Origin of the sequence: Propioniciclava tarda, assembly GCF_900182665.1 — a bacterium.
Taxonomy (GTDB): domain Bacteria; phylum Actinomycetota; class Actinomycetes; order Propionibacteriales; family Propionibacteriaceae; genus Propioniciclava; species Propioniciclava tarda.
Genome location: NZ_FXTL01000007.1, coordinates 96,875 through 118,217, shown reverse-complemented (window position 1 = coordinate 118,217; position 21,343 = coordinate 96,875). Strand labels below are relative to the sequence as shown.

Genomic DNA, 21,343 nt, shown 5'->3' with positions numbered 1-21,343 from the left:
CCGCATGTCCGCGAACCAGATCGGCGTCGCCGTCCCGACCGTGCTGCTCCCCGTCGAGGGCGTTGACCTCAGCACCTGGGCCGTCATCGCCTGCGATCAGTTCACCTCCGAGCCCGAGTACTGGGAGCGCGTCGAGCGCCACGTCGGCTCCGCCCCGTCGACGTACCGCATGATCCTGCCCGAGCTGTACCTCAACGCCCCCGACGTCGATGCGCGCATCGCCGCTTGTCAGGCGGCCATGAAGGCGTACCTGACGGACGGCGTCCTCGCCCCCCACGACGCCTTCGTCTACGTCGAGCGCACCGTGGGCGGCAAGACCCAGAAGGGCCTCGTCGTCGCCCTCGACCTGGAGACCTACGACTACAACAAGGGCAGCCAGACCCTGGTCCGGGCGACCGAGGGCACCGTGCTCGACCGGCTCCCACCGCGGATGCGCGTCCGCCGCGGCGCCGACATCGAGTCGCCCCACATCCTGGTCCTCTACGACGATCCGACCGGCGCCGTGCTCGCTCCGGTACGGGCGAGCCTGGCCGACCTCGACGTCGCCTACGACGTCGAGTTGATGGAGGGCTCCGGCCACCTCACCGGACGCTTCGTCTCGGACGCCGCCACGCAGGTCGCCATCACCGACGCCCTGGCGTCGCTGATCTCCGCCGAGACCTACCGCGCGAAGTACGACCTCGACAACGACCGGCCGCTGCTGTTCGCGATGGGCGACGGCAACCACTCCCTGGCCACCGCGAAGGCCATCTGGACCGAGCTCAAAAACACCGGCGCCCCGATGGATCACCCGGCACGCTGGGCCCTGGTCGAGCTGGTCAACCTGCACGATGACTCGCTCGTGTTCGAGCCGATCCACCGCGTGATCTTCGAGGCCGACGGTCTCGTCCCGGCGCTCGCCCAGGCCTTCCCGACCGCGGTGTCGACGCCCATGCCCGATCTGGCCGCCCTGGACGCCGCCGTGCGCGCCGACGGACCCAACCAGCGGGTCGGCGTCATCTCGGCGACCGGGTACCGGCTGCTGGAGCTCCCGGACGCCACCCACGAGCTCGCCGTGGGCACGCTGCAGGAGTTTCTCGACGCCTGGCTGAAGGCCAATCCGCAGGCCGAGATCGACTACATCCACGGCGAGGCGGCCACCGACAAGTTGGCCAAGGAGCCGGGCACCATCGGCTTCCTGCTGCCGGCGATCGGCAAGTCGACGTTCTTCAAGTCGATCGCCGTCGACGGGGCGCTGCCGCGCAAGACCTTCTCGATGGGGCACGCCAAGGACAAGCGCTTCTACATGGAGTGCCGCCGCATCTCCCAGTAGTTCGAGCACGCGAGGGGCGTCGAAGCCGGCCGATTCGGGTCCGCTGCGACGCCCTTCGTCGTCTCCGCGGCGGCGGGCGCGTGCCCGCTGACAAGCACGGACGCCGTCCCGCCGGCCGCCCGAAAGCAAAGCCGGGCGTCGGCGTCCGCAATTGCCCGCAAGGGGCTGTCGCGCCGACGCGCGAGGGCTAGGGTGGCCGCAAGAGCGAGTCAGCCGAGGGGCAAACCGCCCTGGAGCTACAACCCAAGGGAGGGTCAGTCATGGCACACGAGGAGACCACCAACCCACTTCGGGGTATCGAGGCGCGTCGAGGCGCCGGGCACTACGGGATCTTCGATCACGGTGCTCACATCTGGTCCTGGACGCCCGATGGCCAACAGCCGGTCCTCTGGATGAGCAAGAAGTCCGCGTTCGCCGAAGGCTCCCCGATTCGCGGCGGCATCCCGATCGTCTTCCCGTGGTTCGCCATGGGCCCCTCCGGCGACCTCAGCCCCCAGCACGGTTTCGCACGGCTGGACACGTGGCACCGGTCCGATCTCAAGGACACCCTGGACGCCGACGGCCGGCTCCTCGTCGAGTACGAACTCGACTACGCCATGGACCACCAGCACTTCCCCCACAACTACACGGCCTACGCGCTGGCCAAGTTCACCCCCGAATACGTGCAGATCGGCATGCAGGTCACCAACAACGGTGACGAGCCCTTCACGTTCGAGAGCGCCTTCCACACCTACCTCAACGTCGGCGACGTTCGCCAGATCACGATCGACGGCCTCGACGGTTGCTCGTACCTCGACCGCGCCGCGGGCGCCCCCGCCGCCGACGGCGTCCAGGCGGGCCAGGTGACCTTCACCGGCGAGACCGACCGGATCTACAAGCACAAGGACTCGCTGGTGCTGAACGACCCCGTGCTGGGCCGCTCGCTCGAGGTCAGCAAGATCGGCTCGGGCAACACGGTCGTGTGGAACCCGTGGGCCGACAAGGCCGCCGCCATGGCCGACTTCGGCGACGACGAGTGGACCTCGATGGTGTGTATCGAGACCGCGAACGTCCTGGACGACGCCATCCGGCTGCTGCCCGGCCAGACCCACACCCTGCGCCAGCGCATCACGCTGCTCTGATCACCACGCAGCGCGGCCGCCGTCGAGTCCGACGGCGGCCGCGTTGTGGTTCGGGATGCTCAGCCGACCGGACCCGGTGGCCACACTTTGGCGATCACTTTGCCGGTGACCTGGTCCAGCCGGACGAACTTGGCGCAGTCGGCCGTGGCGAGCGCGCTGCGGCAGCCGGCGACGGAGTCCCCCGACACCGATCGATGGTCGCCCATCACCAACAGGTTGCCGACCGGCACCGTGATGGGGCCGAAGCACCGGCTCGACCGCGGATCGGTGGCGCAGTCGAAGCTGCCGGCGCGGAAGGGGATGTCCTCGAACAGGTAGGGCTCTGTCAGTGGCTGGTTGTTCACGAGGACGCGTCCGCCGGTATCGCAGCACGCCACCGTGTCGCCCGCCAGCCCGATGACGCGCTTGACCGTGTAGTTCGAGTTCGAAATGCCGATGCCGGTGATGTCCCCGAAGGTACGCGCGGCCTGTTTGAAGGGGCTGGGGTCCGGGCTGCGCACCGTCGAGTCCCACGTGTCGCCGTGGGCGAAGATGATGATGTCGCCGCGGGCCGGCCCGCCGCCGCCGTACGGCAGCCGGGAGGACAGCACCCGGTCGGTGACGCCGAGGGTGTTCTGCATCGACCCGGACGACACGTTGTGCACGCGCACCAGGAACGCCTGGACCAGCGATACGACCAGCAGGGACGCCAGCGCGTACGTGGCCATCACCAGCCACAGCGGGCGTTCCGGACGCCTCCGCGCCCGGTCGGGAACGCGCGGCTCAGGCGCGTCGCCGGTGCTGGGCAGGGCAGTCATGGTCGGCTCCTGTTCGGCGCGTGATGTTCCGCCACGAACAATGGTGACCGCGGGTCGGAACGGCGGCGGGGATACGTGCGCACCCGACCGACGTTGCGGATACCCTACGTCCTAATCGTCATGCTTTCAGAGAGGAAACCCGATGACGCGCATCTTGAGCGAGAAGTACCGCAGCAAGGTGATGAGCGCCGAAGAGGCCGCGAAGCTCATCAAGAACGGCGACACCATTGGCTTCGCAGGCTTCACCGGTTCGGGCTACCCCAAGGCCCTCCCCGTTGCACTCGCGGCCCAGATCAAGGCCGCGCACGCCCGCGGCGACGAGTTCCGGATCAATGTGCTGACCGGTGCATCCACCGCCCCCGAACTGGACGGCGCGCTGGCCGAGACCGGCGGCGTGGGCATGCGCATGCCGTACCAGTCCGACCCCTCCATGCGGAACGCCATCAACAACGGCACCTCCGACTACCACGACGTGCACCTGTCGCACTCCGCGGCGCAGGTCCGCCACGGCTTCTGGGGTGAGATGGACTTCGCCGTGATCGAGGTCACCAAGATCAAGGAGGACGGCACCGTCGTGCCCAGCTCCTCGGTGGGCAACAACAACGTGTACATGGAGAAGGCCAAGGGCATCATCCTCGAGGTCAACTCGTGGCAGTCCGAGGACCTCGAGGGCATGCACGACATCTACTCCAACAAGATGGCCCCCCACACCGAGCCCATCCCGATCACCTCGGCCGGGCAGCGCATCGGCTCGACCACCTACGACATCGACTTCAGCCGCGTCGTGGCCGTCATCGAGACCGACTCGGCGGACCGCAACACCCCGTTCAAGCCCCTCGACGACGAGTCCAAGGCGATCGCGAGCCACTTCATCGACTTCCTGGGCGGCGAGGTCAAGGCCGGACGCATCCCGAGCAGCCTGCTGCCCCTGCAGTCGGGCGTCGGCAACATCGCCAACGCGGTGCTCGCCGGCCTGCTGGACGCCCCGTTCGACCAGTTCGTCTCCTACACCGAGGTCATCCAGGACGGCATGGTCGACCTGATCGACGCCGGCAAGCTGGCCGTGGCGTCCGCCACCGCCTTCTCCCTGTCGCCGACGTGCGCCGAGAAGATGAACGACAAGGCGTCCTTCTACCGGACGAAGATCATCCTGCGGCCCCAGGAGGTGTCGAACCACCCGGAGGTCATCCGCCGACTCGGCGTCATCTCCTGCAACGGCCTGCTCGAGGCAGACATCTACGGCAACGTGAACTCGACCAACGTCATGGGCACGAAGATGATGAACGGCATCGGCGGCTCGGGCGACTTCACGCGCAACGCCTTCATCAGCTGCTTCGTGACCCCGTCCGTGGCCAAGAATGGTGATATTTCGGCCATCGTGCCGATGGTGAGCCACCACGACCACACCGAGCACGACGCCATGGTCATCATCACCGAGCAGGGCCTCGCCGACTGCCGTGGGCTGTCGCCGAAGCAGCGCGCCAAGAAGATCATCGACAACTGCGCGCACCCGGATTACCGAGCCCAGCTGCACGACTACTTCGACCGCGCTGCGGTCAAGGGCGTCCACACCCCGCACCTCCTCACCGAGGCGCTGTCGTGGCATCAGCGCTTCCTCGACACGGGCTCGATGAAGATCAGCTGACTCCAGCATCAACCACCAGGGGCGCCGGTCTCCGGCGCCCCTGGTCTGTTCTTGCTTGTCAGGACGCCGTCGGCGACAGCAGCTCTCGACGCAGCTCGTCGATCGTGCCCACGATCGCGGTGCCGCCTTCGGCGTCCAACTCCTCACGCGACCCCGCGCCCCACGTGACCCCGATGGCCGCCATGCAGGCGGCCTTGGCCGCCTGGAGGTCGAACGGGGTGTCCCCGACGTAGACGCACTCGTCCGGTCGGCGTCCCAAGAGCTCGACGGCACGAAGCAACGGATCGGGCGACGGTTTGTGTTGGGCGGTGTCCTCCATGCAGCCAACAAGCGGCAGCAACGCGGTCAAGCCGACCGCGGCGAGCGTCTGTTCGGCCGAACTGCGCCTCTTGGAGGTCACCACCCCCAGGACGACACCCTCACGTTTGAGGTAGATGATGAGTTCTTCGAGGTTTTCGTAACGCTGTACCAGTTGATCCATGTTGGCGACGTTCCAGCTTAGATACGCTGCCACGAGCTTCTCGGAGTGCTCCGGGAAGCGGGTGTTGAAGGTGTGGGCCAGGGTCTCGCCGATCCACAGCCGGCTTTCGGCCTCGGACACGGGAGTTCCGAGGACGCTCATCGTCGCCCGAGCGTAGGACGCGAGGATCAGGGGAATCGTGTTCGCGACGGTGCCGTCGAGATCGAAGAGCATCACTGGCCAACGCGTCCTGTTCACCCCGGCAGGTTACGTCAACAGGAGGAGGACCTGACATGACGATGCAACTCACCCGCCCCCGCGGACGTCGGCCCGGCAAGGACGACACGCGCGGCACGATCGCGACGTCGGCCCTGGACCTGTTCGCCACTCAGGGCTACGACAAGACGTCGCTGCGGGCGATCGCGAGGCAGGCCGACGTGGACCCGGCGCTCGTCCACCACTACTACTCCTCCAAGGCACACCTGTTGGTCACCGTCCTCCTGGATGAGGAGTTGGACGTTCCCGGGCTGGTCGCTGGGCTCGCGCAAGCGGAGCGTTCCGTCATCGGCAGCCGGCTGTCGCAGGCCCTGTTCGATCTGTGGGAGCACCCGAAGTACCGGCGTCCGATCACCGACTTCCTGGGCACGGACGAGGAACTCCCCCGCCGGACCAGACTGCTGGGCGAGTTCCTGGCGCGGGAGGTGTTTGCCCGCCTCGCCGCGGAGCTAGGCCACACCAACCATCTGCTGCGCGGGGCCCTCGCGTCGAGCACCGTGATCGGGCTCATGCTCGCCCGCGACATCGTCCGCGTGGGCACGCTGCCGACGGTCAGCACCCGCCACCTGATCGAGCCGGTGGGTCGCCTGCTGCAGAACCTCCTGGCTGACGAGTGGTGATCCGGCCGGCGTGAGTGGTCGCGAGCCTGGCCTCTAGACTGGGCGGCGATCCAAGGAGGACGCCGATGGACCAGACGAGCCCACCCGTGGCCGTGCCGCTTGGTCGCGCGTCCGTCGTTCCTCGATCCGTGTCGCTCAGCCCTCGTACCGGCGAGCCGAGGCGTCCGTGGGTGGCCTGGGTCGTCCTGGCGCTGGAGACCATCGGCACCGGGCTCGTCGGGGCCGCCCTGCTGTGGGGCATGTGGTTGTCGGTCCACCACTTCGCGGAGGCGTCCTGGCTGCAGGGGGCGGTGCCCACGCAGATCGGCGATCACCTTCGGCTGCTGCTGGTGCTGGCCGTGTGGGTGGCGTCGGTGCTGATCGGCGCGGTTGCCATGATCGCCGGCTACTACGCGTGGCGGGGCTACCGCTGGTCCCGCTGGGCCACGCTGGTGGCGCTCGCGGTGGGTGGGCTGTCGTTCCTCGGGCATTGGCTGGCGCCCTGGAGCCTCGTCCCTCTGGCCCTCGCGGCGGGGCTGGTGTGGCTGCCCCCCATGCGCCGCTTCTACGCGGACTGGTGGGAGGTGCGGCAGCCACGGCCTGCGGCGCCGCCCCGGACCGAGCCGGTCGTCTACGGGCCGTTGCCGCGCTACGACACCATCGAATCCTGAATTGTCGACAATATAGTAGGATGACCCGCGATGAGATTTCGTAGCGCGGTCGACCGGTGGCACACCCTCCTCCCTCCTCTGGCGCTGATCGCGTTGGCCCTCACCTGGGGGTCATCCCCTGCGGGGGTCCTGGCCGCGTTGCTCGGCGTCCTGCTCGCGGGCTCGGTGCTGGCCGGCGTCCACCACGCCGAGGTCATCGCCGCCCGGGTCGGTGACCCGTTCGGTTCGATCATCTTGGCCATCGCCGTGACGATCATCGAGGTCGGCCTGATCGTGATGACCATGTCCGGACCCAAGGCTCAGCCGACCCTGGCTCGCGACACGGTCTTCGCCGCCGTGATGATCACGTTGAACCTGATCGTCGGCGTCTCACTCCTGGTCAACGCCGGTCGTAGCGGCGAAGCACGCTTCCGCTCCAAGGGCTCCGGCGGGATGTTGGCCGCCGTGATGACGCTGGCCACCGTGACCATGGTGCTGCCGAACTTCACCGCCAACCCTGGACCGACCTACACGCCGGCCCAGTTAGGCTTCGCCGCGGTCGCCTCGTTGGCCCTCTACGTCTTGTTCGTCCTGACGCAGACCAAGTCACATCGCGACTACTTCCTGCCGGTCGACTCGAGCGGCCAGCAGGTGGACGCCGGGGACGATCACGGCCACCGGCCGACAGACCGCGAGACGCTGGTGAGCGTGGGGATGCTGGTGGCGTCCCTCGTCGCGGTCGTCGGCCTCGCCAAGGTCGAGACGCACGCCATCGAGGACGGCCTGGCCGCGCTGGGCCTGCCGGCCTCGTTCGTCGGCGTGGTGATCGCGTTGCTGGTGTTGGCTCCGGAAACGCTGGCCGCCGGACGCGCGGCCGCCCGCGACCGCGTCCAGACGAGCTTCAACCTGGCCTACGGATCGGCCGTGGCGTCCATCGGACTCACGATCCCGGTGTTGGCGGTCGTCTCGACGGTCTACCCGACCCCGTTGCACCTGGGGCTCGAGCCCATCCACCTGGCCCTGCTCGCCCTGACCTGCCTCGTGTCGATCCTCACGGTCGTGCCCGGACGCGCGTCGCGTCTGCAGGCCGGCGTCCATCTGGTCATCTTCGCGGCGTACGTGTTCCTGGCCGCGTCGCCCTGACAAAGGCAAAGGGCCTCGCGCGTTCGCGAGGCCGTCATCGGAGCGGGCGACGGGAATCGAACCCGCGTGTCCAGCTTGGGAAGATGGAACACCTGACCGCGGGCACCCCTCGAACGCCTTGCATCTGTGTCCTCTGGGCACCCGTCGCGGCCACGTCCGGCTACCGCTTTGGGCACGACTTTGGCAACCTGTTCGATTTGGCAACGTCTTGGATGTCGTCCGCTTGCCCCGGCTTCGATGGGGTTTCGACCTGCCCGGCACCGGCGATGCGCTCGTTCCCATTATCCCTGTGGGAGGGTGGGATGGTGCACTCCGATGACCTGCCGGCCTACTCCGACTTGATCCTGCCAACCGTGCGAGCGGTTTCGAAGCTGGGTGGATCTGCCACGGCTCGTGAGATCACGACCCAGGTGTTGGAGGACTTGGCCCCGACCGATGAGATGCTCGCGGTCGCGCACGCCAATCGGCCCGAGTCGTCCGTCTATCTGGAGCGCGTCCAGTGGGCACGCTCCTACGCCAAGCTCATCGGGGCACTTGAGAGCCCCAAGCGGGGCGTCTTCTTGGTGACCGCCTTGGGCAAGGAACTGCTCGCGATGCCCTCGGCCGAGGGCCAGCGGCGCGCGTTGGAGTTGGACCGCGAGTTCCGTCGCAATCGGCCGAAGCGCGTGAAGGAGAAGGCCGCTGCCGGCGTCTCTGTCGACACCGAGGAGGTCGTCGATGACATCGACGAGGAGGAGGCCATATTGGCGGCCGAACAGGGCGCTCCTGTCGCCGAACGATGGCAGGATGTCCTGCTGGCACGACTCCACCGACTGAGCCCTGACGGTTTCGAGGAGTTCGTCCTGTACCTGCTCAGGCTGTACGGCGTGGAGCTCGAGCGCGTCGGTGGAAGCGGCGACGAGGGTATCGACGGCATTGGCACGGCGCCGCTGAGTCCCGTCCTGTCGTCCCGGGTTGCTGTCCAGGTCAAGCGGTATGACCCCAACGGCAAGCCGGTCGGTCGCGAGGTGGTTGCTCTCTTCCAGAGGGACGCCCAGACCAAGGGTGCGGAGCGTGCCATCCTCGTCACCCTGGGGAAGTTCACAGAACCGGCCCGCAGGGCAGCTATCGTCACCGCTCCTACGGTGGACCTCATCGACGGTGAACGACTTGCGATGCTCGTCAACGAGCAGAAGCTGGGCCTGCGCAGCGTGATCCAGGTGGACGGGGACTGGTTCAACAGATTCGAGTGATGCGAACCCTAGGACTCCCCTTTTCCTTGCGAAGGGCTCCCGACCCGTAGAAGAGTCACGTCGACTACGGAGTCCATGGATCCCAGCGGCCGGTCCAGAACCCATAAGGGGACTTGCCCCCTCGTCGATCTGTCGCCTGGGCACGACTCGCGGTGGCCGAGTCGGACAGCACACCTCGACATCCCGGGTAGAGTTGAGACTACTTGCACTGGAAGGGGTTGCATGTCGGGGTACACACCTGGGCGACGGTACGCGAACCCACCAATCGAAGAGGCGATTTTTCAGCTCGAGTTGGACGCCCCTGTTGAATGGACAGTGGCCACCCCCGGGCTCGCGTACGCCACACTCCGGGGTATCTACCCGACCACGCCAGAGGCTCAACAACAGATGAGTGCATCGGTGGGGCAGGACCAAACGGAGATGATTGGGTTAACTCTGCAGCAAGGCGCGACTCGATTCATTTTCAAAGATGCAACCTTCAACCGCTTCGCGATCTTGAGTGATCGATTCCAGGTCGTTGGGACGCGTCGACCCTATCACCAGTGGCCGGAACTACGGGGGCGCCTAGAGCAGTTGGTCGATCTGACGAAGGAGATCTATGGGGATCAGCGGGGATACCGAAGCGTATCGATCAGATACATCAACCGCATAGTCATACCCTCTGGCGCCGTTGACACGGACGAATACTTCACCGTTCCGGTGCCAACCGCCCTTGGAGGCAAGGCGCCATTTAGGTCGTTCATCTCGCAGGTGGAGTCCGCATTGCCAAATGAAACGACCGCCCGTATCGCATTCGCGTCGCTGGAGCCTCAGGATGGCGGCACCAACAACCAGTTCCTCTTGGATCTCGATTTCAAGCGGCCTTGCCAGACGTCGAACCTTGATGAAATCCTCGCTATCGCTGATGAGTTGAAGAACGAGGAGAATAGGGAGTTCGAGGCCAGGATCACTGACAGGACAAGGAGTCTATTCGATGGCGAAAACTGACGGGTCACTCGCCACCAAGCTGCCCATCGCGGTTGCCTCGGCCCTGATCGCGTTCGCCCCGATCGCTCCCCTCGCGCCCCCTGCGCCCCCATCTTGGCGCCCAACTGCCAGCTCCGCCCAATTCCCTGGCTCATGGGACCTGAATCTCCTTGAACTGCGATTGAGAGAACTGCTCTTTAAGACGAGCCAGACGGTTCCGAAGTCGGTCCCACACGGATGGTTCGAGGTTGAGGATGAGCCAAATCTGGACTCCCTGCTTCTAGGAGCAGATGTTGACTTCGAGCTTTCTCGAGATTCCTCCAATGCGATGGATTACTCACCTACTTCCGATTTTTGGTCGGAGATGTAGAATGGCGCCGATATGGATGCGGGAGGTCACTGATCAGAGCGAACTTCAGCAAGGAGACATCCTTCTCAGTCACGATCTTGCCACGCCGCGTCGCGAGAATGACGCCTGGAAGCTATCTGTCACTACTCTCAACGTGATCGTACTCACCCAGTCTTGCGATATTCCGAAGGGCGCCCAGACGTCTCTACTTGTCGCAGCGGTCCACCCGTATGAGTACGTAATCGGGAAATGGCCGCAGTATCGACAGGCGGCATACCGGACGAACCTCGTGCGCCAGCAGTCGATACCGGACTTCCTGCTACCGCCCTGCCCTGGAAGCCTTGATGAGTGGAGCGTCGTCAACTTTAGGCATCTGTTCAGCGTGCCCAAGCAGGATGCGGTCCACGCCCGACGGCTGGAGTTGATGAGTCCATACCGGGAAGCGCTCGCTCAGGCTTACGGTCGATTCATGATGCGCGTGGGCCTCCCTGAGGGTTTGCAGGAGAGCGAAAGCGAGCTCCCGTCGTAGGTCAGACGCGCTCGGCTCCGCCCTTGCCTCATGGACGAACGCGAGGACCGCACCGCAGCGGAGCGAGGAGCGGACCGCAGCGTGCGCCGGCGGAGCCGGCGCCTTGATCTTGTAGAGGTAGATTCACCAAGCCGGTGCTGACCCTCGAGGAGGTGGGCCGGCTGGCCGAGGCGATCGAGCCCCGTTATCGGCTGCTCGTGTTGCTCGCGGTGTTCGGGTCGCTGCGGTGGGGCGAGCTGCTCGGGCTCCGGAAGTCCGACTTCGACCTGGACGCCGCCACGGTCCAAGTCAGTCGGGCGGTCTCGGAGATCGGATCGAAGCTGTCGATCAAGGAACCGAAGACGGCAGCCGGGGTGCGTCGAGTGAGCCTGCCGACCTCCTTGGTTCCGGCCATCCGTGAGCACTTCGACACGTTCGCCGAGGCCGGCCCTGCTGGCAGGGTGTTCGTCGGCCCCCAAAGCGCCACTCCCCTGCGGGCGAACTTCGCCCGGGTGTGGAAGCGGGCCCTCGCCGGGGCCGGTCTGTCGGGTTACCGCGTCCACGACCTGCGGCACACGGGCAACCACCTGGCGTCGATGACCGGGGCGAGCACGCGCGAGCTGATGGGCCGGATGGGGCACGCGAACCTCCACGCGGCACTCGTCTACCAGCACCGGACGGCCGACCGTGACCGTGCCATCGCGCAGGGCATGGACGAGCTCGCGGAGGCCCAGTTGGGCACCCATTGGGCACGGTATGGGCACGGCGGCCCGGGCGAGGTTGCCGGCCACGGATCAGGACCGGGGGAAAATGCACAGTGACAAGCACTGTTCGATTGGAGCGGGCGACGGGAATCGAACCCGCGTGTCCAGCTTGGGAAGCTGGCGCTCTACCATTGAGCTACGCCCGCCAGGCGTCGCCCTAGTTTAGCCGCCCGCGCCGACGTCCAGGCAAACCGGCCCCGGCGTCCGGAGCCTGCGCAGCACTCGCCTGTTCGGCGGCGGACGTTACTCTTGGGCCATGACCGCCCCCGGCCCCTGGCCCGCTGTCCCTGATCCCTACCGCCCCGGCCAGCCGTCGCCCTCGTTGCGGGCATCGGACGCCGATCGGGACGTTGTCGCCGGCGTCCTCGCCCAGGCCTATGCCGAAGGACGCCTCACCGTCGACGAGCACGCCGACCGGTTGTCGGCGGCGATGAACGCGAAGACGGTGGGCGACCTCGTCCCCCTCACCCAGGACCTCGCGGTCGCCCGGGCGTCCGCGCCAGCGTCCTGGACGTTCGGCGCACCCCGTCCCAGCGACGGCAACGGCTTCGCCCTGTCGATCTTCGGCGGAACGTCACGCAAGGGTCAGTGGTTCATCCCGGCCCAGATCATGAGCCTCACCCTCTTCGGCGGCACCGAACTCGACATGCGGGACGCCACCTTCACGTCCCCGGTCATCGACATCGACCTCGCCTGCCTGTTCGGCGGTCTCACGGTCATCGTGCCCGAGGGCGTCCGGGTCGAGAACCAGGTGATCAGCATCTTCGGCGGGTCCGACGTCAAGGACGCGTCCCCGGTTCCGGGGGCGCCCACCGTCCGGCTCCGCGGCATGTGCCTCTTCGGCGGCGTTAGCGTCAAGGCCAAACCGCGCCGGACGCCCCCCGCGCAGCCCGAGCGTCGGTAGACCTTCGGCTGGCCACCGGTCGGTAGGGGCCCGCGACGCGCCTCCCGTACGGTTGAGTCGTGACCGAATCGACGCCCGACTCACTGTTCCGCCCCGACAACGCCGCGTGGCGGTCTCTTTCGCCGCGGTACGTGGTCGTGAGGCGGCTGTCCGCGCTGCTCACGAGCCTTGTGTTCTGGTGCGTGGCCGCGGCGGCGTCTTGGATCGCGCTGCAGCTCACCTGGCTGACCGCCGTGATCGCCGGGGTCGGACTGGCGTGGACGGCGTGGCGGGTCGTCCGGGCGGGGCGCTGGGTCCGCTCGTGGGGCTGGGCCGAACGTGACAGCGACCTGTGCATCACACACGGGCTCTGGACGCGGGAACTCACGGTCATCCCGTTCGGCCGTCTGCAGATGGTCGAGGTCAGCTCGGGTCCGCTGCTGCGGTCGCAGGGCCTCGCCAACGTGCAGCTGATCACCGCCGCCGTCCAGTCGCGCGCCACCATCCCCGGCCTCCCCCACGCGGACGCCGTCGCCCTGCGCGATCGGATGATCGAGCTGTCAGAAGCGGGCGGAGCCGGGCTGTGACCCCGTCCGATTCGATGCCCGAGTTCCTACCACCGGACGCCGCCGGCGTCCGTTCGCCCGCCGAGCAGGTGCACGGCGCCGTCCCGGAGCAGCGGCCCACGGACGCCGGCCGACCCGACTTCGCGGCGGATCGGGCGTCCGCGTGGCCGGCCGAGAAGCCGACCGAGGACGGGGCCGCGCCCGCGGCGTCCGGATCGGTGCTCACCGAAGAACGACCGCACCCGCTGACCCCGATCGTGCAGGTCTGGGTCTGGCTCGTGGCGATGGTCATCTTCTTCGGACGCCAGTTCATCGAGAATCGGGGCGAGATCATTCCGGCCGACCTCGGACGGTTCCCCTGGTGGCTGCTGATCGTCGGGGCCGTGGGGCTGGTGTCGGTCGCGTGGAACCTGTGGACCTGGTGGACGACCCGCTTCATCGCGACGGCGTCCGAGTTCCGGGTGGAACACAAGGGCGTGGAGCACGAGAGCAAGCGGATCGCTTACCAACGCATCCAGTCGGTCGACGTCACGCAGCGCTTCGCGGCGCGGCTGCTCGGCATGGCGGAAGTGACGATCGACGTCGGCGGGGACGCGCCGGTCCGCCTGCAGTACCTCTCCCGGACGCGGGCCGTGGAACTGCGTGACTTCCTGATGAGGAGGGCGCACGGGCTCACCCCCTCGACGGCTGCGGCGGCGGCCGGGACGAGCGCCTGGGACGACCGCGGCGTCCACGATCGGGTCCTGCTGACCGTGCCCGCGGGCGAACTCGTGCTGGGCGCGGCGCTGTCGCACGAGCTGCTGTTGCTGGTGCTGGCGGCTGCGATCCCCCTGGTCATCGGCGTGGTGACCGCAACGCCGCTGCTCATCGGCGGAGGCATCCTGCCGATCGCGATCTCCATCGCCAGCTTCCTGTCGAGTCGGGTGCTCGGCCAGTTCCGGTACACGCTGGCCCAGACGCCGGCTGGGCTGCGCATCACCCGGGGTCTCACCTCGCTGACATCGGAGACGGTGCCCGTGCACCGCGTGCAGGCGATCCGGATCCACGAGCCCGTCCTGTGGCGCCTGATCGGACGCGCCCGCGTGGACCTCTCCTTCCTCGGCCTGCGCGGCATCACCACCAACGAGGACGGCGCGGGGGCGTCCTCGATCATGCTGCCCATCGGCAACCGGCAGGCGGTCGACGTGGCGCTTCGGGCGCTGTGGCCTGACGTCGACCTGGACGCCATCGCGTTGCGTCCGGGCCCGCGGGCGGCCCGGTGGATCTCGCCGTTGGGCTGGCGGTTCATCGCCTGCGGCTGGGACGCCCGCGTCTTGGTCGTCCGGTCGGGCTGGCTCACGCGGACGACCTGGGTGGTGCCCCACGCGCGCGTCCAGTCGGTGCGGACGACCACGGGTCCGGTCCGCCGAAAGCTGGGGATCGCGACCATCGAAGTGCACACCTCGGACGTGTTCCGTGCCGCGACCACCGTCATGGCCGAGCCGGCGGCGTCCGAGTTCGCGTTCGCGGAACTGGACCGCGCCCGGCAGTCCCGACAAAGGGCGATGCCGACCCTCGACACCCCTGCCGAGGGTGCGAGCGAGTCGCTAGGGTTCAGCCATGGCTAAGCGTCACGTTCTCGGCATCGACATCGGCGGATCAGGCATCAAGGGGGCGCTCGTCGACCTCAAGAAGGGCGAGTTCGCGACGGACCGGCTGCGCATCCCGACGCCCGCCGAGTCGACCCCGCAGAACGTGGCGGCCGTCGTGAAGCAGCTCGTCGACCACTTCGCGGAGGGTCTGGACGACGGACCCATCGGCATCACCATCCCGGCCGTGGTCACCCACGGCGTCACCCGGACGGCCGCCAACATCGACAAGTCCTGGATCAACGCCCCCGCCGAGCGGATCTTCGAGGATGCCTTGGGTCGCGACATCTTCCTCGTCAACGACGCGGACGCCGCTGGCGTCGCCGAGGTGCACTACGGGGCGGCCAAGGGCCACCCGGGACTCGTCGTGCTCACCACGCTCGGCACCGGCATCGGCACGGCCGTGATCAACAAGGGCGTCCTGGTGCCCAACGTCGAGCTCGGCCACATCGAGATCAACGGCGCCGACTGCGAGCCCTCGACCGCGGCCAGCGCGCGCGAGCGCGAGGGGCTCACGTTCGAGCAGTGGGCGCCGCGGCTGCAGGAGTACTACAGCCGCCTCGAGTTCTACCTCTGGCCCGACCTGATCGTGGTCGGCGGCGGTGTCAGCAAGAACTCCGACAAGTTCCTGCCGCTGCTGAAGCTGAATACCCCGATCGTCCCGGCCGAGCTGCGGAACGCCGCCGGGATCGTCGGCGCCGCCTGGCTCGCCGCTGATCGGCTGAAGCATCCGGACGTGCTGAAGACGTAATCGGTTCAGTGCGGCCGAAGTCACGCTGAGCGCGCAGGTCTCGCCGCCTTGAAGGCAGTCCGCTGCCGCGTGGTGGCGGCGACGGCGTCCAGGAACTCGAACGGTCGATCGCGCAGCGTGATCGGCGCCACCGGGCACCGACCACGCGCCAGCTTCGACATCGCGGAGGCCTTCACGGACGCCACGAGTGCTGTTGTGCCGTCCCGAGGTGAGCTCGGCATGCACACGGATCGCAAGGGTCAGTCCCTCTTCGAGCGCGTGGATCGTGAGGCCACGTGCGCGCGCCGCCCGCACCTCGCCGAACCGCTCCGCGTCTCAGGAAGGATCTGGCGTCCAGATCGGGTCAGGTGATGGACCGCTGAGGCGCTCCACCCCGCAGCGGCCAGTTGGCGTCCTGTCGCGAGGCCGCGCTGGCCAGGGTGGGTCGGAAACGGCGGGGCCATGGGGATCCCTCTCGGGTAGGAAGGTCCCCTCCACAGGGGGCGCCGACCGCTGTTTGGTGTCACCCAGGGCGAATCCGTGGATAGCCCGGCCCACACGCGTGCTTCATTGCTGCACGATTCACGCGTCGAGCGCTAACTGCGCAGCAATGAACCCCTCACATGGCGTCCGGCGCCTCGATGCCTAACAGGCCCAGGCCCACCGCGAGCACCTTCTTGGTCGTCGCGCACAGCGCCAACCTGGACGCGCGCACCTCGCCGTCCGACTTCAGCACCGGGCACTGCTCGTAGAAGACGCTCATCGCCGTGGCGAGGTCGTACAGATAGGCGCACAGCTTGTGCGGCTGCAGGTTCTCGCCGACCTCGGCCACCACCTCGCCGAACCGCGACAGCAGCAGCGCCAGCGCCTGCTCCTCGGGGGCGTCCAGCACCGTGACCGCCGCGGGCACCGTGAGCCCCAACTCCGCCGCGTTGCGCAGAATCCGGGACGCCCGAGCGTGCGCGTACTGCAGGTACGGCCCCGTGTTGCCCGTGGTCGCCGTCATCCGATCGAGGTCGAAGACGTAGTCCTTGTGGAGCGAGTTCGACAGATCCGAGTACTTGATCGCCGCCATCGCCACCGGACGCGCCGCGACCTCCTCCGCCTGGTCGAGCAGGTAGGTGAGCGTGACGGTGCCACCTTCACGGGTCCGCAGCATCTTGCCGTCCGCGCCCAGCACCGATCCGAAGCCGACATGCTCAGCCCGGACGCCGTCCGGCAGGTAGCCCGCCTTCCGGGCCACCCCGAACACCTGCTCGAAGTGGAACGCCTGCGGCATGCCGACGACGTAGATGAGCCGATCGGCGTGCAGCGTGCCCATGCGGTAACGGATCGCCGCTAGGTCCGTCGCGCCGTAGCCGAAGCCGCCGTCGCTCTTGCGGACGATCATGGGGGCGTCCATGCCGTCGACGTAGACGCACAGCGCGCCGTCATCGATGACGCCGATGCCGCGCGCCTCCAGGTCGGCAGCGACGGCCGGCAGATCGGCGTTGTAGATGGACTCCCCCGCCAGGTGCTCGTCGGTCAGCAGGACGCCGAGCCGGTCGTACGCCTCGTTGAAGCCCAACTTGCTGACCTCGATCAACTGCTGCCAGATCTCGCGGGTCTGCGGGTCGCCCGACTGCAGCGCGACCACCCGGCGGCGGGCGGCGTCCGCCCAGTCGGCGTCGTCCTTGAAGTGCGCCTGCGCCCGCCGGTAGAGCGCGACAGAGTCGTCCAGGGTCATCGCGGAGGCGTCCGCGCCCTCGAACAAGATCTGCTCGACCAGCATTCCGAACTGGGTGCCCCAGTCGCCGATGTGGTTCTGCGGGATCACCCGGTGGCCCTGCGCGGTCAGCACCCGGTTGAAGCAGTCGCCGATAATCGTCGAGCGCAGGTTGCCCACGTGCATCGGCTTGGCCACGTTCGGCGCCGAATAGTCGATCACGACGACCTCAGGGCGTTCGGCCTTGTCAATGCCTGTGTTCGGGTCGTTCATCAGCTCGGACGCCACCTGCGCCAGCACGGACGCCTTGATCCGGACGTTGATGAAGCCCGGCCCCGCGATCTCGAGCGGCTCGCACAGGTCGGCGACGTCGATCTCGGCCACGAGCCGCGCCGCGACCTCGCGCGGAGGGCGTCCCTCGGACTTCGCCAGGCGCAGCGCCACGTTGCTCTGAAAGTGGCCGAACTGCGGCTTGGTCGCCGGACGCATCTCCGGATCGATCCCGGCGGCGGCTTCGACACGCGAGGTGAGCAACGAGGGCAGTGACAACATGGTCGGCATTCTCTCACGCTCAGCGCTGCGGCTAGGTTGGGGACCGACCCCAAGGAGGACGCGTGCGCACGTTCGGAGCCGCCCTGATCGACGTCGACGGAACGCTGCGCGACGAGTCCGGTTTCAAGCCGGGCGCGCTCGCCCTGCTGGACGCCCTCGCCGCGGCCCGCGTCCCGGTAGCGCTGTGCTCCGGACGCACGGTTGGCTCCCTGCGGCGGACGGCGTCCGATCTGCCGATGGTGACGCACGTGGCCGGCGGCAGCGGGTCGGCGGCCCAACGCCGGACGCCGCACGGCTGGGTCGACATCGGCGAACGTCACCTCTCGGACGCCGTCGTCGCGTCCGTCCTGGCCCGCGGCCGGGCCGCCGGCATGGAGGTCTGGCTGTACACGGCGTCCGACTGGTTCGTCGAAGACGATGCGACGCCGATGGTCCGTCAGGACTCGTCCATGACGCTCGTCCACCCCACCGTGCTGCCGCTCGACCAGGTCGCCGGGGTCATCAAAATGCTGATCTTCGAAACGAGCCCCGCCCAGCGCGCCGTGATCGAGGGCCTCAGGTCCGATCCGAGCCTGACGGTGGTCTCGTCCTACCCGGGCTACTACGACGTCGTCCACGCCGAGTCGGCGGCCACGAAGGGCGGCGATTTCGTCCTCGGGGACCTCGGCGTCGACTGGGCCGACGCCATCGCGATCGGCGACGGCGAGAACGATCTCGGCATGCTGTCGCGGGCCGGAGTTGCGCTGTGCATGCCCCCGCTGACGCCGTACGCCCTCACCCACGCCGCACTCGGCCAGGCGCGGTTCGCCTGCCCCGATCTGGACGCGGCGCTCGGCCACCTCCGAGCGTTGGGATTACCGGCCTAGAGCGTCAGCCACGGCCCTGGACGGCGGCTCGGCAACCTCGGGACCCGCGCCTCTCAGCACGTCGAGTGCCAGCTTCACGTTGGCCGGATACTCGCGCAGGACGCCCGTCCGCCAGAAGCGCAGCTTCGCGACCGACGAATCACCGACGCCGACGGCGTCCACCCCGAGGCTGCGGCAGGCGGTGATGGCGCGGGGTAGGTGGTACGTCTGCGAGACCAGGATGGCCGACGTGATCCCGAACGTGTTGCGGGCCCGGATGCAGGTGTCGTAGGTGTCGTTGCCGGCGGCGTCCTCGACGATCTTCGCGGACGGGACGCCGCGCGCGACCAGGTAGCGGCGCATGTTCGTGGTCTCGCGGTGATGCTCCGCGGAGTTATTTCCGCTGACCACGAGCACTTTCGCCTTGCCCGCCTTGTACAGCTTGATCGCGACGTCGAGGCGGGCGGCGGTGAACTTGGCCGGCGTCCCGTCCGACAGCACCTCGGCGCCGAGGACGATCGCGACGTCGTGGGGCTCGACGCCGGCGACGGTCTGCAGGCGTCCTTCGGACGAGTGGGACGCCCACGCCGCGGCTCCCCCGACGCTCGCGGCGATGCTCAGCGCACCGAGGACGCAGAGCCCGAGGGCAACGCGGACCGGTCTGGGGAAGGGCATGGCGACCAGGCTACCCAGCCGGCGGCGTCCCCCCATTGATCTTCACCCCCGGGGTCACGACGAACTGGATCGTCCAGCTCACCTCCGTCGTGCACGACTGTCCCCTCATCGAGGCGTGCTTCAGCAGCCTGGGGCTGCAGGGCATGTCGCCGGGAACTACTGCACCTTCATGGTCGGGTCCTGACCCGGACGGGTCAGCGACCCCGGTTCGCCCGGTAGAACTCGATCAGCCCACGGGTCGAGCCGTCCTGGGCGGCGAGCGCCGAGTCGTCCGACGAGATGGCCGGCGCGATCTGGTTCGCGAGCACCTTGCCGAGCTCGACGCCCCACTGATCGAAGCTGTCGATCCCCCAGACCACGCCCTGCACGAACGTGATGTGTTCGTACAGCGCGATCAGCTGGCCGACCACCGACGGCGTCAGCGCCGCAGCCATGATCGACGTCGTGGGCCGGTTGCCCTTGAACACCTTCGCGCTGACCAGGGCCTCGGCGACCCCTTCGGCCCGCACCTCGTCGGCGGTCTTGCCGAAGGCCAGCGCCTTCGTCTGGGCCAGGAAGTTGGCGAGGAAGAGCTCGTGGACGTCACGTCCGTCGGCCGAGATCGGATGCGCCGGCGTCGCGACCGCGATGAAGTCAGCCGGGATCAGGCGGGTGCCCTGGTGGATCAGCTGGTAGAAGGCGTGCTGGCCGTTGGTGCCCGGCTCGCCCCAGAAGATCTCGCCGGTGGCGGTCGTAACGGGCGTCCCGTCGGCCCGGACGCCCTTGCCGTTGGACTCCATCGTCAGCTGCTGCAGGTAGGCCGCGAACCGGTGCAGGTACTGCGCATACGGCAGGACCGCGTGCGACTCGGCGCCGAAGAAGTTCACGTACCAGACGTTGAGCAGGCCCATCAGGGCAGGCACGTTCTGCGCCCAAGGCGTCTCCGCGAAGTGGCGGTCGATCGCGTTGAAGCCTGCCAGGAAGTCGGCGAAGTTCTGAGGGCCGATCGCGATGCAGACCGGCAGGCCCACGGCCGAGTCGACCGAGTAGCGTCCGCCGACCCAGTCCCAGAAGCCGAACGCGTTGGCCGGATCGATCCCGAACGCCTCGACCTTGTCGAGCGCCGTGGACACCGCCACGAAGTGCTTGGCGATGGCCTGCGCTTGCGAGGCGGCGTCGGTGACGATGTCGCGTCCGCGGAGCGAGTTCAACAGCCACCAACGGGCCATCTTCGCGTTCGTGATGGTCTCGAGCGTGGTGAACGTCTTCGAGGCGACGATGAACAGCGTGGTTTCAGGGTCGGCGTCCGCCGTCTTCTCGTAGACGTCGCTCGGGTCGATGTTGGAGATGAAGCGGCACCGCAGGCCGTCCTGCACAGACGGCTTGAGGGCCTCGTAGACCATGACCGGGCCAAGGTCCGAGCCGCCGATACCGATGTTGATGATCGTGTCGATCGGCTTGCCGGTGATGCCCCTCCACTCGCCCGAGCGCACCTTGTCGGCGAAGGCGTACATGCGATCCAGCACCTCGTGGACGTCGGCGATCACGTCTTGTCCCTCGACCACGAGTTCGTCGGTCTTCGGACGCCGCAGCGCCGTGTGCAGGACCGATCGATTTTCGGTGACGTTGATGCGATCGCCGCGGTACATGGCGTCGCGGCGTCCGGCCAGGTCGACCTCGTCGGCGAGGGCAACCAAGGCGTCCAGCACCTCGTCGGTGAGGAAGTTCTTGGACAGGTCGACGTGGAGGTCGCCCGCCGTGCGGGTGAAGCGGGCGGCGCGGTCGGCGTCCTCGGCGAACCAGCCGCGCAGGTCGGGGGTGAAGGAAGCGTGCAGGGCGGCCAGATCTGCCCAGGCTGCGGTCTTCGTCACGTCAACAGTCATGAACGCAGCCTAACGACGTGCATCCACGACCAGCAGCAGCGGTCAGATGTTGCAACGTATTCGTCGGGTGGTTCG

The 21,343-nt window shown here is 67.8% G+C and carries 21 protein-coding genes and 1 tRNA gene; 15 read left to right on the top strand and 7 right to left on the bottom strand.

Annotation, left to right across the window (positions count from 1 at the left end; genetic code table 11):
- Nucleotides 1-4: 4 nt before the first annotated feature.
- The gene (locus FN821_RS07455; protein ID WP_131171981.1) at nt 5-1,312 is read left to right on the top strand and encodes a DUF1015 domain-containing protein; all 1,308 of its coding nucleotides are present in this window, start codon (nt 5-7) and stop codon (nt 1,310-1,312) included.
- Nucleotides 1,313-1,572: 260 nt separating this feature from the next.
- A complete protein-coding gene (locus tag FN821_RS07450) occupies nt 1,573-2,433 on the top strand; it encodes a D-hexose-6-phosphate mutarotase (RefSeq protein WP_131171982.1) in 861 nt (286 codons plus the stop codon).
- 59 nt (nt 2,434-2,492) lie between these two features.
- Here FN821_RS07450 and lepB read toward each other — a convergent pair whose 3' ends face one another.
- Nucleotides 2,493-3,230: a signal peptidase I gene (lepB, locus tag FN821_RS07445; RefSeq protein ID WP_206662039.1), complete on the bottom strand. Its 738-nt coding sequence runs from the start codon at nt 3,228-3,230 to the stop codon at nt 2,493-2,495.
- A gap of 142 nt (nt 3,231-3,372) precedes the next feature.
- Here lepB and FN821_RS07440 point away from each other — a divergent pair, with 142 nt between their 5' ends.
- A complete protein-coding gene (locus FN821_RS07440; RefSeq protein ID WP_131171983.1) occupies nt 3,373-4,875 on the top strand; it encodes a succinyl-CoA:acetate CoA-transferase ScpC in 1,503 nt (500 codons plus the stop codon).
- A 58-nt stretch (nt 4,876-4,933) separates the two neighbouring features.
- On the opposite strand, the gene FN821_RS07435 is transcribed toward FN821_RS07440, so the two are convergent.
- A complete protein-coding gene (locus tag FN821_RS07435) occupies nt 4,934-5,593 on the bottom strand; it encodes an HAD family hydrolase (protein WP_131171984.1) in 660 nt (219 codons plus the stop codon).
- A 35-nt stretch (nt 5,594-5,628) separates the two neighbouring features.
- Between FN821_RS07435 and FN821_RS07430 the strand changes: the two genes are divergently transcribed.
- The 7 genes from FN821_RS07430 to FN821_RS07400 all read left to right on the top strand — a co-directional run bounded on the left by FN821_RS07430 (nt 5,629) and on the right by FN821_RS07400 (nt 11,879).
- Nucleotides 5,629-6,231, top strand: coding sequence for a TetR/AcrR family transcriptional regulator (locus tag FN821_RS07430; protein WP_131171985.1), 603 nt, complete (start codon nt 5,629-5,631; stop codon nt 6,229-6,231).
- A 65-nt stretch (nt 6,232-6,296) separates the two neighbouring features.
- Nucleotides 6,297-6,881: a hypothetical protein gene (locus tag FN821_RS07425; protein ID WP_131171986.1), complete on the top strand. Its 585-nt coding sequence runs from the start codon at nt 6,297-6,299 to the stop codon at nt 6,879-6,881.
- 30 nt (nt 6,882-6,911) lie between these two features.
- Nucleotides 6,912-8,003: a calcium:cation antiporter gene (locus FN821_RS07420; protein ID WP_131171987.1), complete on the top strand. Its 1,092-nt coding sequence runs from the start codon at nt 6,912-6,914 to the stop codon at nt 8,001-8,003.
- A gap of 338 nt (nt 8,004-8,341) precedes the next feature.
- Entirely contained in the window at nt 8,342-9,235 is an 894-nt protein-coding gene (locus FN821_RS07415) for a restriction endonuclease (RefSeq protein WP_206662040.1), read from the top strand.
- A gap of 75 nt (nt 9,236-9,310) precedes the next feature.
- Nucleotides 9,311-10,222 (top strand): TIGR04255 family protein, encoded by a 912-nt coding sequence (locus tag FN821_RS07410; protein ID WP_131171988.1) that lies wholly within the window; start codon nt 9,311-9,313, stop codon nt 10,220-10,222.
- 365 nt (nt 10,223-10,587) lie between these two features.
- Nucleotides 10,588-11,079 carry a hypothetical protein gene (locus FN821_RS07405; protein WP_131171989.1) on the top strand — a complete coding sequence of 164 codons (492 nt, stop codon included), beginning with the start codon at nt 10,588-10,590 and terminating at the stop codon, nt 11,077-11,079.
- Between the two features lie 134 nt (nt 11,080-11,213).
- Nucleotides 11,214-11,879 carry a site-specific integrase gene (locus FN821_RS07400; RefSeq protein WP_131171990.1) on the top strand — a complete coding sequence of 222 codons (666 nt, stop codon included), beginning with the start codon at nt 11,214-11,216 and terminating at the stop codon, nt 11,877-11,879.
- 15 nt (nt 11,880-11,894) lie between these two features.
- Here the strand turns inward: FN821_RS07400 and FN821_RS07395 are convergent.
- Nucleotides 11,895-11,968 (bottom strand) — tRNA-Gly (locus FN821_RS07395).
- A gap of 110 nt (nt 11,969-12,078) precedes the next feature.
- Between FN821_RS07395 and FN821_RS07390 the strand changes: the two genes are divergently transcribed.
- From FN821_RS07390 to ppgK, 4 genes are read left to right on the top strand one after another with little or no spacing between them, the layout of a single operon-like run.
- Nucleotides 12,079-12,726 (top strand): DUF1707 SHOCT-like domain-containing protein, encoded by a 648-nt coding sequence (locus FN821_RS07390; RefSeq protein WP_131171991.1) that lies wholly within the window; start codon nt 12,079-12,081, stop codon nt 12,724-12,726.
- A gap of 59 nt (nt 12,727-12,785) precedes the next feature.
- Entirely contained in the window at nt 12,786-13,292 is a 507-nt protein-coding gene (locus FN821_RS07385) for a PH domain-containing protein (RefSeq protein WP_131171992.1), read from the top strand.
- A complete protein-coding gene (locus tag FN821_RS07380; RefSeq protein WP_131171993.1) occupies nt 13,289-14,878 on the top strand; it encodes a PH domain-containing protein in 1,590 nt (529 codons plus the stop codon). The genes FN821_RS07385 and FN821_RS07380 overlap by 4 nt, the downstream gene beginning before the upstream one ends.
- Nucleotides 14,871-15,650: a polyphosphate--glucose phosphotransferase gene (gene ppgK, locus FN821_RS07375; protein ID WP_131171994.1), complete on the top strand. Its 780-nt coding sequence runs from the start codon at nt 14,871-14,873 to the stop codon at nt 15,648-15,650. The genes FN821_RS07380 and ppgK overlap by 8 nt, the downstream gene beginning before the upstream one ends.
- 20 nt (nt 15,651-15,670) lie before the next feature.
- Here ppgK and FN821_RS07370 read toward each other — a convergent pair whose 3' ends face one another.
- Nucleotides 15,671-15,871, bottom strand: coding sequence for a hypothetical protein (locus FN821_RS07370; protein WP_131171995.1), 201 nt, complete (start codon nt 15,869-15,871; stop codon nt 15,671-15,673).
- Between the two features lie 377 nt (nt 15,872-16,248).
- Nucleotides 16,249-17,886 (bottom strand): arginine--tRNA ligase, encoded by a 1,638-nt coding sequence (gene argS, locus FN821_RS07365; RefSeq protein WP_131171996.1) that lies wholly within the window; start codon nt 17,884-17,886, stop codon nt 16,249-16,251.
- A gap of 62 nt (nt 17,887-17,948) precedes the next feature.
- Between argS and FN821_RS07360 the strand changes: the two genes are divergently transcribed.
- Nucleotides 17,949-18,752: an HAD hydrolase family protein gene (locus tag FN821_RS07360; protein ID WP_131171997.1), complete on the top strand. Its 804-nt coding sequence runs from the start codon at nt 17,949-17,951 to the stop codon at nt 18,750-18,752.
- Here FN821_RS07360 and FN821_RS07355 read toward each other — a convergent pair.
- Together FN821_RS07355 and pgi are read right to left on the bottom strand one after the other, a co-directional pair.
- Complete coding sequence (locus FN821_RS07355) at nt 18,741-19,406, bottom strand: SanA/YdcF family protein (RefSeq protein ID WP_165489287.1); 666 nt, start codon at nt 19,404-19,406, stop codon at nt 18,741-18,743. The two genes, FN821_RS07360 and FN821_RS07355, sit on opposite strands and share 12 nt — an antisense overlap.
- Before the next feature lie 194 nt (nt 19,407-19,600).
- Nucleotides 19,601-21,268, bottom strand: coding sequence for a glucose-6-phosphate isomerase (pgi, locus tag FN821_RS07350; protein WP_131171999.1), 1,668 nt, complete (start codon nt 21,266-21,268; stop codon nt 19,601-19,603).
- Between the last annotated feature and the right edge of the window lie 75 nt (nt 21,269-21,343).